This window comes from Stenotrophomonas sp. PI_27 (assembly GCF_027854495.1).
Lineage (GTDB): Bacteria > Pseudomonadota > Gammaproteobacteria > Xanthomonadales > Xanthomonadaceae > Stenotrophomonas > Stenotrophomonas pavanii.
In genome coordinates, this window is record NZ_JAJNOF010000001.1 from 61,456 (window position 1) to 84,712 (window position 23,257).

The 23,257-nt window shown below is 68.9% G+C and carries 22 protein-coding genes; 7 read left to right on the forward strand and 15 right to left on the reverse strand.

Annotation, left to right across the window (positions count from 1 at the left end; translation table 11 throughout):
- Nucleotides 1-163: 163 nt before the first annotated feature.
- Complete coding sequence (locus LRM18_RS00290) at nucleotides 164-499, forward strand: zinc ribbon domain-containing protein YjdM (RefSeq protein ID WP_010482882.1); 336 nt, start codon at nucleotides 164-166, stop codon at nucleotides 497-499.
- Between the two features lie 7 nt (nucleotides 500-506).
- On the opposite strand, the gene LRM18_RS00295 is transcribed toward LRM18_RS00290, so the two are convergent.
- The gene (locus LRM18_RS00295; protein ID WP_270948989.1) at nucleotides 507-1,658 is read right to left on the reverse strand and encodes a tetratricopeptide repeat protein; all 1,152 of its coding nucleotides are present in this window, start codon (nucleotides 1,656-1,658) and stop codon (nucleotides 507-509) included.
- A 230-nt stretch (nucleotides 1,659-1,888) separates the two neighbouring features.
- Between LRM18_RS00295 and LRM18_RS00300 the strand changes: the two genes are divergently transcribed.
- The 4 genes from LRM18_RS00300 to LRM18_RS00315 all read left to right on the forward strand — a co-directional run bounded on the left by LRM18_RS00300 (nucleotide 1,889) and on the right by LRM18_RS00315 (nucleotide 4,751).
- Entirely contained in the window at nucleotides 1,889-2,491 is a 603-nt protein-coding gene (locus LRM18_RS00300; RefSeq protein WP_053461010.1) for a hypothetical protein, read from the forward strand.
- Between the two features lie 47 nt (nucleotides 2,492-2,538).
- On the forward strand, nucleotides 2,539-2,712 hold the full coding sequence (locus tag LRM18_RS00305) for an oxidoreductase-like domain-containing protein (protein WP_074724965.1): 174 nt from the start codon (nucleotides 2,539-2,541) through the stop codon (nucleotides 2,710-2,712).
- Complete coding sequence (locus LRM18_RS00310; protein ID WP_270948994.1) at nucleotides 2,709-3,326, forward strand: DUF998 domain-containing protein; 618 nt, start codon at nucleotides 2,709-2,711, stop codon at nucleotides 3,324-3,326. The genes LRM18_RS00305 and LRM18_RS00310 overlap by 4 nt, the downstream gene beginning before the upstream one ends.
- A gap of 78 nt (nucleotides 3,327-3,404) precedes the next feature.
- Complete coding sequence (locus LRM18_RS00315) at nucleotides 3,405-4,751, forward strand: AcvB/VirJ family lysyl-phosphatidylglycerol hydrolase (RefSeq protein ID WP_281058447.1); 1,347 nt, start codon at nucleotides 3,405-3,407, stop codon at nucleotides 4,749-4,751.
- Between the two features lie 96 nt (nucleotides 4,752-4,847).
- Here the strand turns inward: LRM18_RS00315 and mprF are convergent, their stop codons facing one another.
- On the reverse strand, nucleotides 4,848-7,412 hold the full coding sequence (gene mprF / locus LRM18_RS00320) for a bifunctional lysylphosphatidylglycerol flippase/synthetase MprF (protein WP_270948996.1): 2,565 nt from the start codon (nucleotides 7,410-7,412) through the stop codon (nucleotides 4,848-4,850).
- 194 nt (nucleotides 7,413-7,606) lie between these two features.
- On the opposite strand from mprF, the gene LRM18_RS00325 reads away from it, so the two are divergent.
- Entirely contained in the window at nucleotides 7,607-7,954 is a 348-nt protein-coding gene (locus tag LRM18_RS00325; protein WP_049465077.1) for a RidA family protein, read from the forward strand.
- A 50-nt stretch (nucleotides 7,955-8,004) separates the two neighbouring features.
- Here the strand turns inward: LRM18_RS00325 and rnfB are convergent, their stop codons facing one another.
- From rnfB to LRM18_RS00370, 9 genes are all read right to left on the reverse strand, one after another.
- Nucleotides 8,005-8,418: an Rnf electron transport complex subunit RnfB gene (gene rnfB, locus LRM18_RS00330; protein ID WP_049465097.1), complete on the reverse strand. Its 414-nt coding sequence runs from the start codon at nucleotides 8,416-8,418 to the stop codon at nucleotides 8,005-8,007.
- 26 nt (nucleotides 8,419-8,444) lie between these two features.
- The gene (locus LRM18_RS00335) at nucleotides 8,445-9,035 is read right to left on the reverse strand and encodes an HAD family hydrolase (protein ID WP_049465076.1); all 591 of its coding nucleotides are present in this window, start codon (nucleotides 9,033-9,035) and stop codon (nucleotides 8,445-8,447) included.
- Nucleotides 9,036-9,113: 78 nt separating this feature from the next.
- Nucleotides 9,114-11,195 carry a methionine--tRNA ligase gene (gene metG / locus LRM18_RS00340; protein WP_064238965.1) on the reverse strand — a complete coding sequence of 694 codons (2,082 nt, stop codon included), beginning with the start codon at nucleotides 11,193-11,195 and terminating at the stop codon, nucleotides 9,114-9,116.
- A gap of 100 nt (nucleotides 11,196-11,295) precedes the next feature.
- Nucleotides 11,296-11,739 (reverse strand): DUF2147 domain-containing protein, encoded by a 444-nt coding sequence (locus tag LRM18_RS00345; protein WP_206631744.1) that lies wholly within the window; start codon nucleotides 11,737-11,739, stop codon nucleotides 11,296-11,298.
- Nucleotides 11,740-12,170: 431 nt separating this feature from the next.
- Nucleotides 12,171-12,575, reverse strand: a complete 405-nt coding sequence (locus LRM18_RS00350) for a VOC family protein (protein ID WP_057494626.1) — start codon at nucleotides 12,573-12,575, stop codon at nucleotides 12,171-12,173.
- An 8-nt stretch (nucleotides 12,576-12,583) separates the two neighbouring features.
- Entirely contained in the window at nucleotides 12,584-13,654 is a 1,071-nt protein-coding gene (locus LRM18_RS00355) for a serine hydrolase domain-containing protein (RefSeq protein ID WP_154331004.1), read from the reverse strand.
- A gap of 16 nt (nucleotides 13,655-13,670) precedes the next feature.
- Complete coding sequence (locus LRM18_RS00360; RefSeq protein ID WP_206632447.1) at nucleotides 13,671-15,611, reverse strand: DUF885 family protein; 1,941 nt, start codon at nucleotides 15,609-15,611, stop codon at nucleotides 13,671-13,673.
- Between the two features lie 94 nt (nucleotides 15,612-15,705).
- Nucleotides 15,706-16,491, reverse strand: a complete 786-nt coding sequence (locus tag LRM18_RS00365) for a queuosine precursor transporter (RefSeq protein WP_053461001.1) — start codon at nucleotides 16,489-16,491, stop codon at nucleotides 15,706-15,708.
- The gene (locus LRM18_RS00370) at nucleotides 16,488-17,171 is read right to left on the reverse strand and encodes a DUF502 domain-containing protein (RefSeq protein ID WP_049427719.1); all 684 of its coding nucleotides are present in this window, start codon (nucleotides 17,169-17,171) and stop codon (nucleotides 16,488-16,490) included. Before LRM18_RS00370 ends, LRM18_RS00365 begins: the two co-directional genes overlap by 4 nt.
- 76 nt (nucleotides 17,172-17,247) lie before the next feature.
- Here LRM18_RS00370 and LRM18_RS00375 point away from each other — a divergent pair, with 76 nt between their 5' ends.
- Nucleotides 17,248-18,564 carry a hypothetical protein gene (locus LRM18_RS00375; RefSeq protein WP_057494623.1) on the forward strand — a complete coding sequence of 439 codons (1,317 nt, stop codon included), beginning with the start codon at nucleotides 17,248-17,250 and terminating at the stop codon, nucleotides 18,562-18,564.
- Between the two features lie 8 nt (nucleotides 18,565-18,572).
- On the opposite strand, the gene LRM18_RS00380 is transcribed toward LRM18_RS00375, so the two are convergent.
- From LRM18_RS00380 to LRM18_RS00395, 4 genes are all read right to left on the reverse strand, one after another.
- Complete coding sequence (locus LRM18_RS00380) at nucleotides 18,573-19,289, reverse strand: hypothetical protein (protein ID WP_270949018.1); 717 nt, start codon at nucleotides 19,287-19,289, stop codon at nucleotides 18,573-18,575.
- Nucleotides 19,290-19,336: 47 nt separating this feature from the next.
- Entirely contained in the window at nucleotides 19,337-19,789 is a 453-nt protein-coding gene (locus LRM18_RS00385) for a DUF4442 domain-containing protein (RefSeq protein WP_049468590.1), read from the reverse strand.
- Between the two features lie 75 nt (nucleotides 19,790-19,864).
- On the reverse strand, nucleotides 19,865-21,490 hold the full coding sequence (locus LRM18_RS00390) for a CHASE2 domain-containing protein (protein ID WP_064238960.1): 1,626 nt from the start codon (nucleotides 21,488-21,490) through the stop codon (nucleotides 19,865-19,867).
- Nucleotides 21,487-23,187: a FecR domain-containing protein gene (locus LRM18_RS00395; RefSeq protein ID WP_057494621.1), complete on the reverse strand. Its 1,701-nt coding sequence runs from the start codon at nucleotides 23,185-23,187 to the stop codon at nucleotides 21,487-21,489. Before LRM18_RS00395 ends, LRM18_RS00390 begins: the two co-directional genes overlap by 4 nt.
- Nucleotides 23,188-23,257: the final 70 nt, after the last annotated feature.

A 23,257-nucleotide genomic window follows, 5' to 3' on the forward strand; every position in this document is an offset into this window, starting at 1 on the left:
GGGGCGATCAGGGGCCGCGCACTCTGCTGCAGTTCGCCGCCGACTGCAAGTTTCCGCAGCCTCTGGTGCCGGCGCAGGCAGGCCCGCCGGCCGCCGCGCGCAAAGGCCCGGGGAGCCGGGCGGTTACAATGGCGGCTGTTGATTCACTTTGAGGTACTTGCTGATGTCTTCTGCCCCCGCCTGCCCGCAGTGCACGCTGGAAAACACCTACGCCGATGGCGCGCTGTGGATCTGCGCCGACTGCGGTTTCGAATGGACCGCCGAGGAAAGCGCCGGTTCCACCCTGGTCGTGCGGGACAGCAACGGCAACACCCTGCAGGCCGGCGACACCGTCACCGTGATCAAGGACCTGAAGGTGAAGGGCTCCTCGATTCCGCTCAAGCAGGGCACCGTGATCCGCAACATCCGCCTGGTCGAGGACGATGCCGAGCACATCGAAGGCAACTCGGACAAGATCAAGGGCCTGGTCCTGAAGACCTGTTTCCTCAAGAAGGCCTGACCGGCCGTCAGCGCCTGGCCTGCTGCTGCGCGCGCCAGCGGGCCAGGCTGTCCAGCTTGGCCTGGTAGCGTGCCTGCTGCGGCGCCCCGCCCAGTTCCTGCGCGCGCAGCAGCTCACGATCGGCGCGCTTGAGCTGGCCGGCCAGGAAGTAGGCCCGCGCCAGCCCGAAGTGGAACTGATACGCGGTGTCGTACAGGCGCACGGCCTGCCGGTAGTGGCGGATCGCCTGGTCCAGTTGGCCGGCTCGCTCGGCTTCGGCGCCCAGCATGTACTGCGCGAACGGGTCCTCGCGCTGCACCGACTGCAACCGCTGCTCCAGCGCCTGCGCCTGCACGTTCATGCCCAGCTTGCGGTACAGCGCGCTGGCGTTGGTCAGTGCCGCATCCTGGCGACCGTCCAGGCGCAGCGCCGTTTCCAGTGCCCGGCGCGCAGCGGCCGTATTGCCGGTCCGGTTCTCCAGCACGCCCAGGTTGTTCCAGGTGGCGGCAAAGCCGGCGTCCTGCGCCAGCGCCGTGTTGAAGAAGGCACGTGCGCCGGTCAGATCGCCGCTGGCCATGCGTTCGGCGCCACGGTTGTTGTAGAAGTGAGCCAAGGCCCGTGCCTGGCTGATCGGCAGCGGCCCGCGGCGGTCGTACAGCACGTTGCGGTCCAGGTCGACCGTGGCGAAGCGGTCGGCGAAGCCGACCCCGGCATTGACGTGGCCCACGCTGTAGACCAGCCCCTGTGCCTGGTCCTGGTACCACGACACCACCTGGCCGACTTCCTGCACGCGCGCCTGGATGCCGGCCTCGCGGGCCAGCGCGACGAACATCAGGGTGAACGCCAGGCAGTTGGCGCGTCGCTGCTGCCAGATTTCGCTGACGGTGAGGGTCGCGTCGGCGTCGTACTGCAGGTCCAGGCCATGGCGGTCGAAGATCATCTCCACCAGGGCCTGCAGGCGTTGCTCGCGCGAGTAGCTGCGATTGATCACCTGCGTGCGCAGCATGTCGTGCATCGCCGGTGGGATCGCGAACACCTGCGGCGGCGTCGGAATCGTCGGCGCGACAGGGCTGGCCGCGACCACGGGGGCTGCGGTCGCCGCACGCTCCTGCGCGACTGCAGGGGATGCGGCCAAGGCGGCCAATGCGAGCAGTACGGATCGGGCGGCAGGACAGTACATGACGGTTCCCGGCAGCGGCGGGCGCTTCCGCCTGAGGGCGAGTGTAGACCTGTACACGCACCGCTGCGGTGACCGCTGGTCGGGCCGGATGTTCATCCACAACCGGTGTGGACCAGTGCTCGACAAAGCTGTGGACAACCGCGTCCAGGCCAGGCCGGGCAAGCATTGTGAGCGGCTGGTGAAAAAACCGCCCGCTTGCCCGCCGCCGACGCAGGCGGGATGATCGGGGCATGGATTTCTCCCCACTGACGCTTGCTCCGGCACAGTGGCAGGCGCTGCAGGACCGCTATGCAACGCCACCGCGCGCCTACCATCACTTCGGCCACGTGCGCGCGGTGCTGCAGCACTGCCAGGAGGTCGCCGACGGCCCCGGTTGGCAGCACCCGGCCGAGGTCTACCTGGCCGTGCTCTACCACGACGCGATCTACGTGGCGGGACGCAAGGACAACGAGGCGCGTTCGGCGCAACTGGCGCTGCAGGTGATCGCGCAGGCGCCGGAACTGGCGACCGTCGATGCCGCCCGGGTCGAGCAGTTGATCCTGCTGACCGCCCGCCATGGCGAGCTCGGTCCGGATGATGTCGATGCCGAGGCGGCGCTGTTCCTGGACTGCGACATGGCGATCCTGGCAGCGCCCGAGCCGGTGTTCGCCGCCTATGACCGTGGCGTGGCCGAGGAGTACAAGGGCGTGGTGCCAGGCTTCCTGTACCGGGCCGGCCGCCGTCGTTTCCTGCAGGGACTGCTGCGTGCACCCCGCATCTTCCTCAGTGATTTCTTCCATCAACGCCTGGATGCGGCTGCCCGCGACAACCTGCGCCGCCAGCTGGACCGCTGAGTCCGCCCGCTACACTGGCGCCCGTTTCCACCGATTGCCTTCCCACCGTGTCCGTCCCTGATCCCGATCCCCGTCCGCAGCCACCCGAAGAGCCCGGTCCCAACGAATGCTGCGGCAGCGGCTGCCCGCTGTGCGTGCTGGATCTGTATGCCGACGAGCTGCAGCGTTATCGAAAGGCGTTGGCCGAGTGGCAGGCACGGCACCCGGAGGCGTCCCCATGAGCCGCGCGCGTCCGGCGGCGCTGCTGGCGACGGTGGCGCTGCTGCTGTTCCTGGCGACCGCGCTGTGGACCCAGTTCGTCCGCACCGACCTGGACTGGGTGCGGGCCACGCTGAGCCTCTACCTGCACGGGCCCTGGGGACTGGCGTTGCGCGCGGCCTACTGCGTGCTGGCAGTGGCGATCGCCCTGCTCGGCATCGCCCTGTATCGCGGCAGCATCGGCCCGCGGCGCAGCGCGGCGGCGCCGCTGCTGTTCACCGTCTCGGCGCTGGGCCTGGCCACGGTCGCCATCGGTGACAGCTGGCTGCCCGACGCCACGCCACTGCTGGCGCCGTTCATCCATGGGCTGGCGGCCAACACCGCATTCCTCTGCGCCAGCGTCGGCATGCTGCTGCAGGCCTGGTACCTGCGCCGCGAACCGGGCTGGCACTCTGCCGCCGGCCTGCTCTGGGGCTGGGCCTGGCTGGCTTTCGTGCTGTTGTGGCTGCACGTGCTGTGGCGCGGCGGTCCGCCCCGTGGGCTGGGGCAGAAGGCCGTGATCGTGGTGATCGTGGGCTGGCTGCTGTACCTGGCGCTGGCCCTGTACCGTCGCAGCCGGCGCACCGCTGCCTGCTGAAACCCCAACGGCCTGCACCGGTACGTGCCGTGCACGTGGAGGCAGCGTATCGTGTGCGCATTCCATCGGGGATGCGACATGAAGCGTGCAGGGCTGGGCAGGGCAATGGGTGTGGTGCTGGCGCTGGCGGCGCTGCCGGCAACAGCGGCAGCGGCCGTGCAGCAGTTCAGCCATGGGCGGTTCGAGCAGATTCCGGTGCACATGCCGGCCGGTACCCCGCAGCGGGTGGTGATCTGGTTCCACGAACCGACTCCCGGTGGCGATACCAGTCGTCTGCCGATCGAGGCCCTGCGTGCCGATGGCGCGATGGTCGCCGCCGTGGACATCGCGCACCTGCGCGGCGTGCTCAAGCGCGAAGGCAACCCGACCTGTTCGTTCGGTTCCGGCGATGTCGAGAATTTCTCGCGCTGGCTGCAGGCCTCGCTGCATCTGCCCGGGTACCACCTGCCGCTGGTTGGCGGCGATGGCGAAGGCGCTGAAATGGCCTATGCGCTGGCTGCGCAGGCCGATACGCAGGTGTTCGCCGGCCTGCTGACCACCGGCTTCTGCCCGGACCACGCCCACGAGCGCATGGTCTGCGGCGATGGCGTGAAGCACAACCTGCTGCAGCCGGCCGAACTGAACTTCCCCTGGCTGAGTGCAGCCGGTGACCACGGCTGCAAGGTGGGCGAGGCCAGCCAGTTCGTGCAGCAGGTGGCGATGGCGCGCGAATTCAAGCGCACCGCGCGCGGTGATGCATCGCCGGGCCTGGTCGCCGCGGCCCGCGTGATCGGTGCGCAGGCGGGTGTCAGCCTGGCACCGCCACCGGCCGCGCTGAAGGGCCTGCCGATAGTGGAAGTGCCGGCGAGTGGCAACGGTGACACGCTGGCCGTGTTCGTGTCCGGCGACGGCGGCTGGGCCGGGTTGGACAAGGACGTGGCGTCGTCGCTCAACGAGCACGGCGTGGCCGTGGTCGGCATCGACTCGCTGCGCTACTTCTGGAGCGAACGCACGCCGAAAGGCTTCGCCGCCGACCTGCAGAAGATCATCGACCACTACCGCCAGCAGTGGCACCGCGACAAGGTCATGTTGATCGGTTTCTCGCAGGGCGCCGACGTGCTGCCGGCCACCATCAACCAGCTCGACGCCGGCACCCGTGAAGCGCTGGAGCGTATCGTGCTGCTGTCGGTGGGCAAGAAGGCCGACTTCGAGTTCCATGTCAGCAACTGGCTGGGCGGCGGCGGCGATGGCCTGCCGATCGCGCCGGAAGTGGCCAGGCTGCCGGCGGAAAAAACGCTGTGCGTGTACGGCGACAAGGATGAGGACGCACTGTGCCCGGACCTGCCGGCCAATGACGGCGTGAAGAAGGTGAAGCTGCCGGGTGACCACCATTTCGGTGGTGACTACGATCGCCTGGCCGAAGTGATCCTCAAGGGCGGCACGTAGCGTCAAGCCATGCCGACGGCTGTCGCCGACGTGTCGACCAAGGTCGACACCCACCGGGCGGCAGGTGGTGCCGGGCATGCCCGGCGGTATGGCGCGTCAGTTGCGCCGCGGGTCCAGCGAGATCAGGCGCGTGGCGTCCAGCAGCGCCGCCGGCAGGTGCATGCCGCCGGGGGCCGCGAGATAGCGTGGCCGCCACTGCGGGTCGAACTTCGACTTGAAGCGGCGCAGGCCACTGAACCCATAGAAGCGTTCGCCATGCCGCGCCAGCAGGCCGGCCAGGCGGTTCCAACGGCCGGCCAGCCGATGCTGTGCCAGCCCGGACAGCGGCGCCATGCCCAGCGAGAAACGCGCATAGCCCTGCGCCCGGCCCCACAGGAACAGCTCGATGAACAGGAAGTCCATCGTGCCTTTCGGTGCTTCGTTGACGTGGCGCATCAGGTCCACCGACAGCTCGGCACCGGCCGGCGCCTGCCACAGGTTGGCGAATGCCACGATCTGGCCTTCGGCCTCCACCAGCGCCACCGGGAAGCGCACCAGGTAATCCGGGTCGTAGCTGCCGAGCGAGAAGCCTTTTTCGTCGCCGGCCTTGTCTTCCAGCCAGGCGTTGGAGATGGCGTGCAGGCGTGGCAGCAGGCTGGGGATTTCCTCCACCGGCGCGACGCGGAACGACAGGCCGCTGCGCTTGCCGCGGTTCCAGGCCTGGCGCAGGTCGGCGCGTTCGCGGCCTTCCAGGCCGAAGTCGTGCAGCGGCACCATCGCTTCTTCGCCCAGCTTGACCAGGCCCAGGCCCAGGTCGAGATAGGTCTGCCAGTAGGTCTCGCCCACCTGATAGAACACCGGGCGCAGGCCAAGCCGGTCGGCTTCCTCGCGGAAGCGCCAGATCAGCGCGCGCGCCACGTCGGGGGGACCGACCGGATCGCCCATCGCGATCAGCGAGCCGCCGTAGCGTTGCATCATCACGAAGCCCTGCCTGGCATCATCGCGCAGCACCGCCTTGTCAGCGGTCAGCACCAGGCAGGCCTGGGTGTCGGTGGCACCGGCCAGGACCGGCGCCAGCGATTGCAGCGTTGCTTCATCGGCGGCTGGCAGCGGGCTGCGCGTGCTGTGCAGCAGCCGTGCCAGGCCGAACATCACCAGCGCGATGGCCACCACCAGCAGGGCACGCAGCGCACGCGGCGCGTTGCCGGACAGCGCGAACTGCCACCACAGCTCGTTCTGGTATTCGACATGGCTGTAGGTGAAGAACAGCAGCCAGGTGACCGCCACCAGCACCAGGCCGAGGTTGCGCAGCCATGGCCATGACCAGGCTTCATCCAGCAGTGCCCCCTGGCGGTAGAACTCGCGCCGTGCAGCCCACAGCGCCATCGCCACCAGTACGGCCGAGACGGCGATCAGCGGTTGGCCACCGCGCAGCCACAGCGGCAGCGGGGTGACCACGCACACCGCCATCGCCAGCATCCAGGCCGCATGGCTGCGCCGGGCCAGGCCCTGGCCGATGAGCAGCAGCGCCACGCCACTGAGGCTGCCGATCAGGTGCGAGGTTTCCAGGATCGGCAGCGAGGCGTTCACCAGGTGACGGCGCGGCGTCGGCAGTGTGCCGTCGATGACCAGCGCCGCGCCGATGCTGAACACCGCCAGTGCGATGATCTGTGGCAGCCACGGGCGCAGTGCGTTCCAGCCGGCCCGGGTCGCGCCGGCACTGGCCTGCAGCGGCTGCCGCAGCGCGGGTGCGAGCGCCAGCAGCGTGGCCAGCACCAGCGGCAGCACGTAGTAGGTGACGCGGTAGATCAGCGCCGCCGCCAGTACCGCCGCTGGCGCCACCTGCGGCAACAGTTTCAGCAGGCTCCACTCGAACACCCCCAGGCCGGCCGGCACGGTCGAGACCAGGCCGGCCAGCACCGCGACCAGGTACAGGCCGACGAAGCCGGGCAGGCCGGTTGGCGTGGAGTCCGGCAGCAGTACGTAGAACGCGGCACTGGCCAGCACCAGTTCGATCACGCTGAGCACGGTGACGCCGAGCATGGTGCGGCGGTCGGGCAGCCACAACGCATGGCCGAACACACTGAACTGCCGTCCATTGCGGCCGACCAGCAGCACCGTGCCGACATAGGCGAGCAGGGCGACGATGCCGACGATGCGCACGGCATCGGGATCCAGTGGCAATGCCAGCGCCGCCGCCGCCGGTTCCATGCACAGCGCCACACTGATCAGCAGCCACGCACCGAACACGAAGCCGAGCGTGCTCATCAGCACCACCTGGCCGATCTGCGCCAGATCGAGGCCGGCCGTGCGATAGCCGCGCAGGCGCACCGCGCCACCGGTCAGCGCGGCAAAGCCCACGGTCTGGCCAAGGGTGTGGGCCAGGAAAGCGGTGATGCCGATGCGGGCCGGATGCACACGGATGCCGCTGCGGCGCAGGCCGATGGCATCAAAGCCGATCAGGCAGGCGTAGCTGGCCAGCCCCAGCACCACGGTCAGTGCGATCTGGGTGCCGCTGAGCTCGCGGAAGGCGTGGCGGATGGCGCGGTAGCCGTTCTCATCGAACTCGCTGGCCAGGCCGTGCAGCGCCAGGGCGAGGATCAGCAACGGGATGACGATGGTGGCGACCCGCTTCCAGGTGGGCGTGGAAGGAGCAGCGGTGGATTCGGTGGGGGCGGTCATCGGCGCAAGGGTGCGTCAGGGAGGGCGAGTGCGGTGTCAACGCGGGGCGTGGCGCATCCTGCGCCTGTTGCCGCCATTTGACCAGCGGCTGTGTCGGAGTGCGGTAGTGCGGCTGCGTGGCCGCTCGCCCCTGCACCCATCGTTGACCGGTTTGGAGGACAATGCAGGCCTGATCACCCGCAGGAGCCACGCCCATGATGGAGCGTTACGACGTCGGACCGCGCATGTCCGAAATGACCGTGTACAACAAGGTCGCCTACCTCTCCGGCCAGATCCCGGAAGACACCAGCCAGGACATCACCGGGCAGACCCGTCAGGTGCTGGCAGAGATCGACAAGTTGTTGGCGTTGGTCGCCAGCGACCGCCAGCACGTGCTGCGCGCGGAAGTGTTCCTGGCCGACATCGCCGATTTCGAGGGCATGAACAAGGCGTGGGACGAGTGGGTGGTCGAGGGTGCGACTCCCGCCCGCGCAACCTTCGAGGCCAAGTTGGCCCACGCCGAATGGAAGGTCGAGATCGTGGTGACGGCAGCGGTGCCGTAACTGCGGGATGGGGTCAGATCCCTTTCCTGCGGAAAGGGATCTGACCCCTGTTATAGGGGCAGTAACTCGATGCAGTCCACCGGGCACGGCGGAATGCACAGTTCGCAGCCCGTGCACAGCTCGGCGATCACCGTGTGCATGTACTTGGCACCGCCGACGATGGCATCCACCGGGCAGGCCTGGATGCACTTGGTGCAGCCGATGCAGTCGGCTTCCACGATCAACGCCACCTGCGGCGCCTTGTGCTCGCCGCGCGAACGGTCGAAGGGCAGTGCCGGGACACCCAGCACCTGGGCCAGCGCGCGTGCACCGGCATCGCCGCCCGGCGGACAGCGGTCCACGCCGGCCTCACCGCGCGCCATCGCCTGCGCGTAGGGGCGGCAGCCGTCATAGCCGCATTGCCCGCATTGGGTCTGCGGCAGCAGGCGGTCGAGGCGTTCGGTGAGGGGCGGGATCAGGCTCATGCGTGGCGAAAGGCTGCGCGTCAGGGTCACTTCAGGGGTTTGCCACGGAACCAGCGCTCATGCGCCAGCGCCAGCATCGGCTTGTCTTCGGAACTGTCGCCGTAGGCATGGATGCGCACATAACGCGACAGATCGAACTGGCGTCGGATGTGCTCGACCTTGCGCGGGCCACAGTCACCACCGGCGTAACGGCCGGTCAGGCGCCCCCCCTGGCTTTCCAGCCGGTTGCAGATCAGCTGCAGGCCCAGCGGCTCGCACCACGGCCGCAGGTACAGGTCCAGCGAGCCGGACACGATCACCACGGTGTGCTGCTGTTCCTTGTGCCAGCGGATCTGCTCGAGCATCTCCGGCCGCACCACCTCGGGCAGGACCTCGCGCGAGAAGCCGGTCGCGAGCGTGGCGATGTCATCGCTGTGGCGGTCGCTGAAGGTCAGGCGGGTGACGCGTGCGCGGATGCGTTCGGCCGAGATCAGGTTCAGCTTGTACGCCGCCAGCCACGGACCGACCTTCCACCACGCCTGCGCCAGCTGTTCGGCAGTGGCCACACGGCGCAGGAAACGGCCATAGGTATCGCAGGTGGTCACGGTGTGGTCGAAGTCGAACAGCGCAAGTTCCATTCCGTCGCCTTCCATCACGTTGCCTCCGCTGGCCATGGGCACCGGCCGGCGCGGCCCTTGCCACGCCCGCTGCAGGCATCAACGCACCGGCATGCCCGGCTGCGCGCCGCTGTCGGCGTCCAGCAGCGCCAGCGCGCCACCGTCGAAACCGGCCGACAGGATCATGCCTTCGCTCAGGCCGAAGCGCATCTTGCGCGGGGCCAGGTTGGCGATGAACACCACGCTGCGGCCGACCAGCTTTTCCGGCTCGCCGTAGCTGCCACGGATGCCGGAGAAGATCTGGCGCTTGCCCAGTTCACCGGCGTCCAGTTCGAAGCGCAGCAGCTTGTCCGAACCGTCCACGAACTCGCACACCAGCACCTTGCCGATGCGCAGGTCGAGCTTGGCGAAATCATCGATGCCGATGTAGGCCGGGGCGTCGGCGCCCTTGGCTTCGTCCTTAGCAGGTGCCGGTGCGGCCGGCTTGACCGCTTCGGTCCTGGCGGCGGGAGCGGCCGCGGCGGCCGGCTGCAGGGTGTCCTTGGAGGCGTCGATCATGGCGTCAATCTTCTTCGGGTCGATACGGGTGAACAGCGGGGTGTAGTCGGTGATGCGGTGGCCCAGCAGCGGCTGTGCCAGTTCGGTCCAGTCATTGACCGGCGCGGCCAGGAAGGCCTCGGCCTGCGCGGCGGTGGCCGGCAGCACCGGCTTCAATGCGGTGACCAGCACGCGGAACAGGTTCAGGCCCTGGCTGCACACGGCCTGCAGCTGCGCGTCGGCGCCTTCCTGCTTGGCGATGACCCACGGCTTGACGTCGTCGATGTAGCGGTTGGCTTCGTCGGCCAGGGTCATGGTCAGGCGGATCGCCGCGGCCGGGTCGTTGCGCTCGTAGGCTTCACGGATCGGCGCCAGGCCGTCGACGAAGCGCTGGTACTGCGCCGCGTCGGGCAGCTGCGCGGCCAGCTGGCCGTCGAAGCGCTTGCTGATGAAGCCGGCACAGCGGCTGGCCAGGTTGACGAACTTGCCGACCAGGTCGGCGTTGACGCGGGCAATGAAGTCACCCAGGTTCAGGTCAAGATCGTCGACGCCACCGCCGGACTTGGCGGCGTAGTAGTAGCGCAGCGCCTCCGGTTCCAGGCCGGCGTCGAGGAAGGTGCGGGCCATCACGAAGGTGCCGCGCGACTTGCTCATCTTGGCGCCGTCCACGGTCAGGTAGCCGTTCACGTGCAGGCGCGTCGGCGCGCGATGGCCGGTCCCGTGCAGCACCGCCGGCCAGAACAGGCCGTGGAAATTGACGATGTCCTTGCCGATGAAGTGGTGCAGCTCGGTGGCGGTGCCGGCGCGCAGGTGCGCGTCGAAGTCCTCGCCGAGCTTGCCGCACAGGGTCTGGAAGCTGGACAGGTAGCCGATCGGCGCATCCAGCCAGACGTAGAAGTACTTGCCCGGCTGGCCGGGGATCTGGAAACCGAAGTACGGCGCATCGCGCGAGATGTCCCATGCGCGCAGGCCACCTTCGGCGTTGAGCCACTCGCCCAGCTTGGCCTTCACCCCCGGCAGGGCGACATCGCCGGCCAGCCATTCGCGCAGGAACGCGTCGAAGTGGCCCACCTCGAAGAAGAAGTGCTCCGAATCGCGCATTTCCGGCGTGGCGCCGGAAATGACCGAACGCGGCTCCTTCAGGTCGGTCGGCGCATAGGTCGCGCCGCACACTTCGCAGTTGTCACCGTACTGGTCGGGGCTGCCGCAGTTCGGGCAGATGCCCTTGACGTAGCGGTCGGGCAGGAACATGCCCTTGGCCGGGTCATAGAACTGCGCCACCGACCGGCGGCTGATGTGGCCGGCCGCTTCCAGCTTCAGGTAGAACTGCTCGGTCAGCGCCTTGTTGGCCGCCGAGTTGGTCGAGTCGTAGTGGTCGAAGGCCACGCCGAAGGCAGCGAAGTCACGTTCGTGGCTGGCCTGGATGTTGGCGATGAAGGTTTCGGGGGTGACCCCGGCCTTTTCCGCGGCCAGCATGATCGGCGTGCCGTGGGTGTCGTCGGCGCAGACGAACCAGGTCTTGCCGCCGCTCATTCGCCGCGCACGCACCCAGATGTCGGCCTGGATGTAGCCGACCAGGTGGCCCAGATGCAGCGGGCCGTTGGCGTAGGGCAGGGCGGTGGTGACGAGCGCGGTACGGGTCATGGTCGCGGGGTGGATCCAAGGGGAACCGCAGATTATCGCACGCCCGCAACGGCGTGACCCGGCCGGGGCCGGGTCACGGGAATGAAGCGCGGGCGGGTGCTTACTCGCGCTGCCAGGTCTGCGCGCGGCAGATGAAGGCGATGCAGCCGGACACGTCCAGCCGGGTGCCGCCAGGCTGCAGTTCCATCTTCGACTTGTAGGTCTTGCCGTTGGCCGGGTCGAGGATGGTGCCGCCGGACCACTTGTTGGCACCGTCGGGCTTCAGGTTCCAGAGAATGGTCATGCCCTTCACCGGCTTGTTCTTGTTGGCGCCTTCACAGCCGTCACAGACCGGGTTCGGGCCCTTGTCCGAGTGCAGGATGTCGACCACCTTGCCGCTCAGCGTGCCGTTGGCGGCCTGGGTGATCTCGACGATCGACTTCACCTTGCCGGTCTTGTCGTCGATGGTCTTCCAGCGACCGGCGGCGCCGTCGGCGGCCTGCGCCGACAGGGCGGCCAGGCACAGCGGCAGTGCCAGCAGCAGGATCTTGAAGGTGTTGCGCATGGTCCCCTCCCAGGGTTCATTCCGGCACGGTGCCGGTACGGGTCGACTGTATACCCATTCGGCGGGGTATGGGGAAGAGGGTCTTTGCAGGGCTGCGCCCTGCACCTGCGGTAGTGCCGGCCGCTGGCCGGCAACCTCAACGGCAACCGCAACAGCAACCGCAACGGCAGCGGCGGGATTCCGTGGGATGGCGGGGCGGTGTGGGTGGGCAGGACACGCCGTAAACCCATCCCTGGGGGCTCGATGGCGCCATCCATGGCGCCAACGGTCCTGCCCACCCACACCGCCCCACCTCTGACAGATTTCTGCGGCTGTGGGTAGGTGTCGACCTTGGTCGACACAGATCCATGCCATGCGTGGATGACGTTTCCGGTGGCGGCGATGGGGTCAGATCCCTTTTCCGTCGGAAAAGGGATCTGACCCCCAGGGCGTCAACCCACTTCGTACAGCTCCAGCGGCAGGCCGTCGGGGTCGGCGAAGAAGGTGAAGCGGCGGCCGGTGTATTCGTCCACGCGGATCGGTTCGCACGCCACGCCATGCGCTGACAGGCGCTGGATGAACGGCTCCAGCGTGGCGACCCGGAACGCAAGGTGGCGTAGCCCCTGCGCTTCGGGGCGGCTGGGACGGGGCGGCGGCGAGGGGAAGGAGAACAGTTCCAGCTGGCCACCGTCGGGCAGGGCCAGGTCCAGCTTCCAGGAATCGCGCGCGGCGCGATGGTTCTCGGCCAGCACGCGCAGGCCGAGGATGCGCACGTAGAAGTCCTTCGAGCGCGCGTAGTCGCTGCAGATCAGTGCGGCGTGGTGGATGCCCAGCAGGGCGTCGGATTCGATGTCCATTGCAGCGGTCATTGCAGCACGTCCAGCCAGCGCTGGGCGATCTTCTGCGCCAGCGGATAGGGCTCGGGGGAGTTGCGGTTGGTCAGCACGATCACCGTCAGGTGCTTTTCCGGATGGCGCACGATCACGTTGCGGAAGCCAATGCTCTCACCGCTGTGCCATTGCACCGGGCCATTCAGGCGCCAGCCGAAGCCGTAGTGCGGCACATCCGGTTCGGGCGTCGACGTGGCCGGGCTGAACATCGCGCGGCGCGAGGCCTTTGACAGCAGGCGGTCGTCGTACAGCGCCGCATCCCAGCGGGCCAGGTCGTCCAGCGAGGAATAGATGCCGCCATCACCGAGCACGGCACTGGTGGTGCTCTGGTCGGTGCGCTGCCAGCGGCCCTCGAGCCAGCTGTAGCCGTAGGCCCGCGCGGCAACGGTGTCGATGCCGTCCTGGTGGGCCACGGTGTGGGCCATGCCCAGTGGGCGGAAGATGCGCTGCTGCAGGAAGGCGGCGAAATCCTGGCCGGAGGCGCGGCCGACGATCAGTGCCAGCAGCGCATAGCCGCTGTTGCTGTAGTGGTACTGCGTGCCGGGCGCGAAATTCAGGCGGTCCTGGTGCGACAGCAGGGCCAGTACATCGGCGTCGTGCACCTGGCGGCTGTCGGCCGGATCCATCAGGTCTTCGTAGTCGAGCAGGCCGCTGGTGTGCGAGAGCAGCTGGCGGATCGTGATAGCGGCGGCAGCCGGCGGCAGTTCGGGCAGCCAGCGCCGGGCCGGCTGGTCCAGCCCGAGCCGACCGTCTTCCACCAGCAGCAGCACCGCCGCAGCGGTGAACTGCTTGCTGACCGAGGCCAGCCGGAAGTTGCTTGCGGGGGTGACGGCGGTGCCGTCCTCCACCACCGCCAGGCCGTAGCCACGGCGGAACACCGGTTGCCCGTCGTGCAGCACCAGGACTGCGGCGCCGGGCACCTGGCCATCGTAGGCCTGCATCAGGCCGTCGACGCCGGCGTCCGGTGGGGTCAGCACCGGCGCGGCGGTACCGGCCAGAGGCAGCAGTCCCAGCACGGCGGCGAACAGGGCGACGGCAGGGCGCATGGTGGCTCCGCAGGGGTCAGGGTGAAGGGGCGGGCGTGGCGGTGGCCGGCTGTGCCATCCAGCGTTCCATCTTGCGGTCCAGCACGTCCAGCGGCATCGAGCCGTCCTTCAGCAGTTCGGCGTGGAAGCGGCGCAGGTCAAAGGCTGCACCCTGCCGTGCCCTGGCCTTATCGCGCAGGGCGACGATGGTGGTCAGGCCGGCGACGTTGGACAGCGCCTGGCCGGGCTGGGCCATGATCCGCTCCACCTCGGCGTTGGCGTCGTCACTGCTCATGTCCACGGTCTTCTGCACGTAGCTGACGGCCTGCTGCTTGCTCCAGCCCTGGGCGTGCACGCCGGTATCGGCCACCACGCGGGCGGCACGCAGCAGGCGCGAGTACAGGTAGCCGATGCGGTCGTAGGGATCGGTGTAGATGCCCAGGTCTTCGCCCAGCGTTTCGGCGTACAGGCCCCAGCCTTCGACGAAGGCGAGATCGCCACCGAGGCGGCGGAAGCGCGGCAGCTTGGCCAGCTCCTGCTGCAGGCCCAGTTGCACGTGGTGGCCGGGAATGGCTTCGTGCAGGTACTGCACCGGCACGTTCCAGCGCTTGCGGCTGGGCAGGTCGCGGGTGTTCACGTACAGCACGCCCGGTTGCCCGGCCGCAGACGGCTGATAGGCCGCCGCGGCGGCGGTCAGCGCACGCTCCGGTTCCACCGCGCGCACGTCCAGCGTCGACTTGGGCAGCGTATCGAGCACCTGTGGCAGGCGTGCGTTGACCTGCTGCTGCACCTGGCGGTAGCGGTTGATCAGCGCGTTGGCATCGCCGTACTGGAACTGGCGGTCGTTGCGCATGCTGCGCAGCAGCTTGGTCGGTGTGCCGCGCAGCCTGGCGTCCTTCATCACCGTGGCGATCTGCGCCTGCAGCTCCTGCACGCGTTGTTCGCCCAGCGCGTGCAGCTGCGTGGCGGACTGTTCGCTGGCCGTGGTCTGCACGATCAGGTTGGCATACCAGGCCTGGCCATCAGGCAATGCGCCCAGCCCGCTGCTGGCGCGCGTGGCGGGCAGGTATTCGGTGGCGATGAAGCCGCGCAGGGCGCGGTAGGCCGGCATGATGCGCAGCTCGATCATGCGCTTGTACTCGGCGCTGATGCGCGCCTTGTCCTCGGCCGTGATGGTGTTCGGCATGGTACGGATCGGCGACCAGAAGATGCTCTCTTCGGCGGTCGGCTTGATCACCGCATCCAGCTGCGGCAGCACCTTTTCCATCAGGTCGCGCGGCTGCACCACGCCGGCCTTCATGCCCTGGCGCATGTTGTCGATGGCCTGGTCGAACAACTCGGGAATGCCGAGCGATCGGCGCGACCACGTGTCGTAGTCCTGCACGGTGTTGAACGGCTGCGCGCCGGCACCGGAACCGAGGATCGCCATGATGCTGCCGATGTTGTAGTACTGGCTGATCGGCATCATCCAGCTCGGGTAGCGTTCGGCGGCCAGCGAGGCGCGCGCGTCGCGCACGAAGATCTCGTAGCTGAGCAGGTCCTGGCCCTGCAGGCCGTCACTGCCGAGTTTTTCGACCTTGCCCAGCCACTGCGTGGTGAAGTCGTGCGACTGCTGGCGCCAGGCGGCGGACAGGATGTTGGGCAGCTGGTCGTTGTAGCGCGATTCCCCCTGGAACGTGGCCTGCAGCGGGTTCAACCGCATCGAGGCATCCCAGTATTCATCGTACAGGCGCTCCAGCTGCACCTGCTTGGGCACGGCGCGGGCCGGTGCGACCGGACGCGGCGCTGCGCGGCGCGCCGAACTGCCGCGGGCCGGCGCGGTGGCGCGCGCGGGCCTGGCCTTGGGCTTGGCGGCCTGGCGGGTCTGCGCGGCGGCAGGGCGGCTGGCCTTCTTCTTCGCTGCCTCGGCCGACGGCACGGCACTGAACAGGAACAACGCGGCGATGGCGGCGGCCAGGACGCGGGTGGGATGCGGCATCAGGAGCTTCCGTGGAACACAGACCGTGGAGCTTGCACGATCCGGCCGCGTACGGCCAGCGTGAAGGCGCAGTCAGCTTTTCGCCGCTGGGGCTTCAGTCAGCCGCGGCCGCGGCGCGCAGCGCGGCGGCCCGGTCGGCGCCCAGATAGCGGGTGATCGCCCGCCGCATCAGGTACAGCAGCGGAATCAGCGCGATCGCAAAACCCATCTTGTAGATGTAGTTGACGCTGCTGACGGCCAGGAACAGCGAGGTTGGCCAGTGCTGCGGGCCGAGCACGAAGGCGATCCAGATCACCACGAAACTGTCCACCACCTGCGAGATCGCGGTCGATCCGGTCGCACGCAGCCATACGTGGCGCTCGCCCGTGGCCTGGCGGATGCGATGGAACACCGCCACGTCGATCAGCTGGCCGAGCAGGAAGGCCACCAGTGAACCGGCGATGGTCCACATGCCCTGGCCGAACACCGCCGCGAATGCGGCCTGGTAATCCGGCACGCCGTGGCCGTCCATCGAGGTGACCCACCAGCTGGCCGGCGCCAGCGAGATCGCTGCGAAGGCGAACAGGAAGCCGTAGGCGATCAGGACCACGGCCAGCCACGAGATGAAGCGCACGCCGCGCTTGCCGAAAAACTCGTTGATGGTGTCGGTCATGATGAACACCACCGGCCACAGCAGGGTGCCGGCGGTGAAACTGAGCGAGCCGGTCTGGCCGAACAGGTTCCAGTTCAGCGGGGCGATGCCGAGCGTGTCTTCCAGCGCGAAGATCTTCACCCCGATCAGCTCGGCCAGCACCGCATTGCCGCAGAAGAACGCGGCCAGCACGATGAACAGCAGCACCGCACGGTCCTGCAGCGGGCGCTCGATCGGCGCGGTGGTCATTCGGCGCGTTCGCCGGCGCGGGTGAACGGTACGCTGGACGGCGCGACCGCGCCGCCGGAAATGATGAAGCTCATGGCCTGGTCGACGGTCCAGTCGGTTGGCGTCAGCAGCTCGACCGGCACGATTTCCAGGTAGCCCGAGGTCGGGTTCGGCGTGGTTGGCACGTACACCGCGGCCAGCTCACGGTCGGTGCCGTGTTCCTTGATCACGCGGGTGACCAGCCCGACCGACTTCATGTCGCGGTGCGGGAAGTCGATCAGCACCACGCGCTGGGTACTGCCCGGCTCGGTCTGCAGCATGTCCAGCAGCTTCTTGGCGCTGTCGTAGATGATGCTGGCCAGCGGAATGCGCTTGATGACCGCACCGACCCAGCGCAGCAGGCGCTGGCCGAGCACGCGGCGGCTGGCCACGCCCACCGCCAGGATCACCAGCAGGGTGGCCAGCAGGGCGATGGTGTCCTGGATCCACTCGGCACGCACCCAGCCCAGGTAATGCGGGAAGCTCGTCGCGATCTGCTCGGAAAGCGGCACCACCAGCGGACTGGAAATGCCCGACAGCAGCACGAACACGAACTTGACCACGACCCAGGTCAGCCAGATCGGCAGCAGGGTCAGCAGGCCGGTCAGGAACAGGCGCTGCAGGGAAGGGCGAGGGACCAGGGCGGGGGCTTCGAGCGACATGCGCGCATTGTAGCGGCCACGGCCGGTCGATTACGCTGGGGAATCGACTGCGGCAACGACACATGGAAGGGAAGCTGTGTTGAAGATTCTGCGCGGACTGGGCTGGACCGTGGCCGGCCTGCTGGTGCTGGCCATCGTGGTGTGGGGCGCCTCGCGCATGTGGCCGGTGCCGGAATCGCGGCTGCAGGCCCAGCAGCGCCTGCAGGCGCGCCTGCCAACCCCGGGCCACAACGGCTTCGCGCTGCTGTGGACGCTCGCGTTCGATGATCTCGACACGCGCCAGCGCGAACAGGCGCTGGCGGGGGATGTGCGACGCTGGGAGGCAGATGAGCGCGGCGAAAACGTCGCCCGTCCGCAGCTGGCAGAGGATCACCACGCGCTGCAATCGCGGCCGGCGGCCAGCTGCGGACCGACCGCCAGCGACTGCCTGCGTCAGGTGCGCGCCGATCCGCAACGCTTCATCGATGCCCACGCGGGCCACCAGCAGTTGCATGCGCGCCTGGACCAGCTGGCCGATGCGGACCACTTCGCATCGCCGTTCCAGCCCCGGGGCGAGGCCATCCTGGTGCCGTTGCCGACCTATGGCCTGATGATCGATGCCACCAGCGCACGCGCGCTGGCGTTCGTGCAGGGTGATATCGACGGCGCCCTGCGCGGCAGTTGCCGCGGCCTGCAGCTGGGGCGCCGGCTGCTGACCGGCGGCAGCTACTTGGTGGACAGCATCGTCGGCGCCAGCCTGGTGCAGGCCAATGCCCAGCTGCTGGCCGACATGCTGGTCGAACTGCCGGCCGACCACCCGCTGCCGGCCGAATGCGAGCAGGCGATGCGGCCGATGCTGGCCCCCGAACAGAGCCTGTGCCGGGCGATGCAGGGCGAGTACGCGATGGCCCGGGCGGCGATCGAAACCTCGGCGCAGGCATTCGGCGGTGTGCTGGTACTGGATCGCAACAGCACCCTGGCACGCGCCGCCGGCAACATGGGCTGGGCCTGTGGAGCCGCGGCCACGGCCGCGCTGGAAGCGGACCGCCCACTGCCGGTGCCTGCGCCGCCGCAGCACGACTTCGGCTGCCTGTCGAATCTCATGGGGTGCGTGCTGACCGATATCGCCGGCCCGGTCTATCCCGCGTACGCGTCGCGGCCCCAGGATGCTGCGGCGATGGTGCGGCTGATCGGCGCGCAGCGCTGGTTGCGGCAGCAGGCCGAAGACCCGGTGGATGCGTTGCAGCACCTGCCGGACCGGTTCCGCTCACCGGTGCGGGCACCGCAGCTGTCGGCCGATGGCCGCCGCCTGCAGGTGCCGCGGCGTTCACCGGCGCGCAGCAGCGACGAGAGCCCGTGGCTGTCGGTGCCGCTGGTGATGGAGAACGCCCCGGGCGCTGCTGTGCGCGACTGACCAGTGGCTCAGTCGCTGCCCGCCAGCGGATCGAACGCCCAGCCATCACCGACGGTCTGCAGCGTCCAGTGGCGGCGGCTGCGCAGCGGCTCCCAGCGCACGCTGTCCTTGTCGTCCTCGATGCTGCCTTCGCTCCGTTTTACCCTGCGGGTGGAGAAGTTCACGCTCACCGATTCGGTCTGCCCGGAATTGCGCATCACCGAGTTCTGGTCGTAGCCGATCAGCGCAAAGGCATCGTCCTGCCAGCGGAAGGTAAAAACGGTCGTGCCCATTGACCAGCTTCCCGCGCTGGCGAATGAAAACAGTGCGACCTTCAGGGTGCCGCGCTGGATGCTGACGCCGCCGTCTTCGAGCGGGTCGCTCATCACCGGATTGTCGGGACGGGGTATCAGCTGGTGGTCCTGCACCGCCAGCACGTAGCCGGACGGGCGCGACCACGCCACCGCGAGGATGCGCGGGTTGCTGTCGTACGGCGAGGGGCCGAAGCCATCGTGCTCGATGATGTTGCGCGGCTCCTGCTGGCGCAGCACCAGTACCAGGTCCGCGCGGCCATCCTGGTCGAGATCGCCTTCGACACTTGATTCAAGTGTCCAGCCCTGGGGGACGAACCCAGCGGCATGGGCCGCCTGGGCCGGCAGCGTCGGATACTGCACCGGTGGCAGGTCAAGTGCGTGGGCGGTGAAGGGCAGGGGGATCAGCAGTGTGGCAAGCGCATACGGGCGCATCGGAGCCTCCATGGCAGGGAGGCAGAGGATAGCGCCGGCGCTCTGGATCAGCGTACGTGTGGCTTCAACCGCAGGTAGACCTGCTTGCGTACCTGGGCGACCACTTCACCGGATTCATCCACCACGTCATTGCTGAACCAGCGCAGCACCTTCTCGCCGCCAGCGGCTTCGGCACGCAGTTCCGCCAGCAGTGCGTCGTCGATGCGGAACGAGGTGCGCACCGTGCCCCGGCCCGGCTTGAGGAAATCGATCGCACCGGCCCGGTCCCACACGTAGTAGTCACGGCCGAGGATGTGCAGCAGGCCCAGCATCCAGAACGGATCGGTCATCGCAAACAGGCTGCCGCCGAAATGCGTCCCCACGTAATTGCGGTTCCAGGGCCGCAGCCGGAGTTCCACGTCGATCTGCCGGTAGTCGGGCGTGATCCGGGTGACGTGGATGCCGGTGAACAGGAACGGTGGCCAGAGGTTGATGCCGACGCGGAACAGGCGGGCGTTCATGCAGATCCGGGAGCACAGGGCGGGGGCGCCCAGTCTAACCATTCGCAGGCGTATGTTGCACCCGGGGCCGGGATGTCATGCCCCGCCGTCGATCGTGTATCCGTCGCGGCCGTTGGCCTTGGCCTGGTACAGGGCGGTGTCGGCGCCTTCGACGAAATGGTGCGGTTGCAGTTCGCCGTCGGGGATACGGGTGAACACGCCGATGGTGAGCGTCACGGCGTCGTTGCCGTCATCGCCTGGCGCCGGCAGGGCACGCACGCAGGCAATCAGGTCCTCGACCACCTGGCGCGCGCCTTCGGCCGGCGTATCCGGCAACACCAGCGCGAACTCGTCGCCCCCGTAGCGCGCCGCCATGTCGCGCGGGCGGCGCGCATGCGCGCCGATCAGGCGGGCGACATCGCGCAGCACGCGGTCGCCCACCTGGTGGCCGTGGCGGTCGTTGTGACGCTTGAAGTGATCGACGTCGATCAGGGCCAGGCTCAGAGGCTTGCCAGTGCGCCGCGCCGCATCGCATTCCTGCTGCAGCGACTGCTCGAAGCGCAGGCGGTTGCCCAGCCCGGTGAGGGCATCGCGGTTGGCCTGGCGGTGCCAGGCCGAGATCCGCCACACCGCCCAGACCAGCAGTGCCAGCGCCACGCCCAGCATCGCGCTGGCCGGTGCCCACCACAGGTCACCGGTGCGCAGCAGCAGCCAGCTCAGCAGGGGCGGCATCGGCAGCGAACACAGCGCGACCAGCCACGGCAGGCGCAGGCCGAGCAGGATCACGCACAGCGCCACCAGCACGCCGCTGATGGCGTGCTGCCAGGCGTGCGGCAGCACGTCGATCTGCTTGTGCTGCAGCAGCATCGAGGCGATGTTGGCCTGGTATTCGCTGCCGCTCATCCAGAACTCGCGGGTGGTCGGGGTCAGCAGGCGAGGCGCGATGCCGCTGGCCGTCATGCCGACCACGATGCGGCGGCCATGCAGCATCGCGGCGTCCACGTGCCCATCGAGCACGTCCGCATAGGACACCTGTGGCAGCCGCTCGGGCGGGCCGGCGTAGCGCACGCGCACGTAATCGTCGCGGCGCCACTGGTAGGGCGAGCCCACGTCCGGGTCGGGATCGGGCAGGCCACGTACCGCGCCGGCAGGCAGATCGGCCAGTGCCAGGCCCAGCGCCGGCCAGTGCGGCCGTCCGATACCGGCGCGCAGATAGACGCCGCGGGCGACGCCGTCGCCATCCACCTCCACATCGGTATGGCCGATGGCGGCGGCACTGGCGGCGATCTGGGGAATCGGCAGCATCTCCTCGGCCATGCGGTCGCCGGCCGCAGGTGCGGCCAGCACCGGCAGCACCACCCGGCCGTTGCGTCGGATCGCGGCCGCCAGCGCATCGTCCTGGCGGCTGTCGCGCCGGTCCGGTTCGGACAGCATCAGGTCCAGCGCGACGCGTTCGGCACCGGCATCGGTCAGCCGGTCCAGCAGGCGCGCGTGCACCGAGCGCGGCCAGGGCCATTGGCCGATGCGCTGCAGGCTGCCTTCGTCGATGGCCACGATCAGCACGCTGGGGTCGGGGCGGTAATCCCAGGTGCCGACCAGCGTGTCATAGGCGGCTTCGTCCTGCCGCCACAGCCACTGTCCCTGGCTGGCGACGAGGGTCAGCACGCCGGCCAGCAGGGCCAGCAGGATCCGCTTCGACCACGGCAGCGGCGAACGCCTCACAACAACAACCAGAGCAGCAGGGCACCGCCGCCGGCACCGTAGCAGAGGCGGCAGGGCAGCGGGATCTGCTGGGCAGGGGAAAACGCGCCCGCGTGACCGTCATCGTCGATGTACTGCACGCGCACGTGCAGGGTGCCGCTCCACGGGCGCCTGAAGCTGACCTGTGGCTCGGACACCGTCTCGTCGACCAGCGGCGCCTTGAAGTCCGCGCCGCGCGCCACCTGCACCCGATAGCGCTGGCCTGCGCTGCCCGGTTGCCAGCGCAGGGTCAGTTCGCCATGCGCGGCTTCGGGCGGCTGCAGTGCCGGGTCCACTGGCTCATCGCTCAGGTGCAGTGGCAGCGCCTGGCCGTAGCGACCCTGGTGGCCGTTGGCATCGCGCGAGGCCACCCGCCAGTAGTACTGGCCCGGTGGCAGCGGCTGTGCCAGGCGCAGGTCGGTGCCGGTGCTGGTCTGTTCCTGCAGGGGCTGCATGAAGCTGGCGTCGGCGGCGATCTGCAGCACGCTGCTGCGCGCCCCGGGGGCCTGGCTCCAGCGGAAACGCGGGCGGTCGCTGTTGATCGTCTGCCCATGCAGCGGCGACACGGTCAGCGGCGGCGGTGGCTGGTCGTTGAGCTCGAAATCGGCGCTGGCGTCCAGGCCTTCGACGCCCTGCGCATCGACCGCGCGCAGCAGGATGCGCAGCTGGCCCGGTGGCAGGTCGCCGATCGCCAGCCGGGTGTCGGCGGTGGTGGCAGCGAACAGCAGGATCTCCGGCATTGCCGCCTGCACCACTTCCACCCGGTAGTGGGTGGCGCCACTGACCGGCTCCCAGGCCAGCAGGGTCGGCAGTGGCGCCAGGCGCAGCTCGCCGGTGCGCAGCTGCGGTGCCGGCAGCAGGGCGACGGCAGCGGTGGGGGCCGCGTCGACACTGCTGCTGCGGGTGGCCTGGCCTGGCTGGACCAGGCGCTGGCCACGGAGGTTGCCGACCTGCACCTTGCCCTGCAGCACCTCGGTGGCGCCGACGTGGCCGGCATCGCCGGCGCTGACCCGGAACACCGTGCCGCGCACGCTGCTGGTCGCGGTGGGCGCATCGATGATGTAACGCGAGGCGGGGCCGCGCGCCGGCGTCACCCGGTTGCTGGCCCGCCCCTGTTGCAGGCGCAGGCGGGTATCGACCATGCCGGTGTGGCCGTAGCGGCTCAACTGGTCCAGCCGCAGCCGCGAGTATTCGCGCAGCTGCAGGCGCGAGGCGTCGGCGAACTCCAGGGTGATGCTGGAATCGCCTTCGGTTTCCACCGTGTCGCCGATGTGCAGCTGCTCGCCGGCCCGGAGCGCGCGGGTCGCGCTGCCATCGGCGCCGGACAGTTCGACCTTGCCGCGCACCGACAGCACCCGTGCCGGCGCCGGCTCCGTGCGCAGCCAGCTGATCGGGAAGCGCAGCAGCTGGCCCGGCGGCAACTGGTAGGGATTGTCGATGCGGTTGTGCTGCTGCAGCTGCTGCCAGCGTACCGAAGGCTTCAGGTACAGCCCGCCCAGGTCCCACAGGGTATCGCCGGGGCGGACCCGGTAGTTCCAGTCCTGGGCGCCGGCCAGGGCGGGCAGCGCGAAGAGGGCGCACAGCAGGGCGCCCGTGAAACGCTTGGCGAACGACAGAGAGCGGACGACGGTCACAGTTTGCAATCCCGGCAATGCGGGGGTGCAGCTGCAAGACCCCATGGCCCCGACCTCATCCCCCCGAACGGATCGTGGCGGCCGCATGGCCGCCAGCGCGCGCATTATTGCCCGC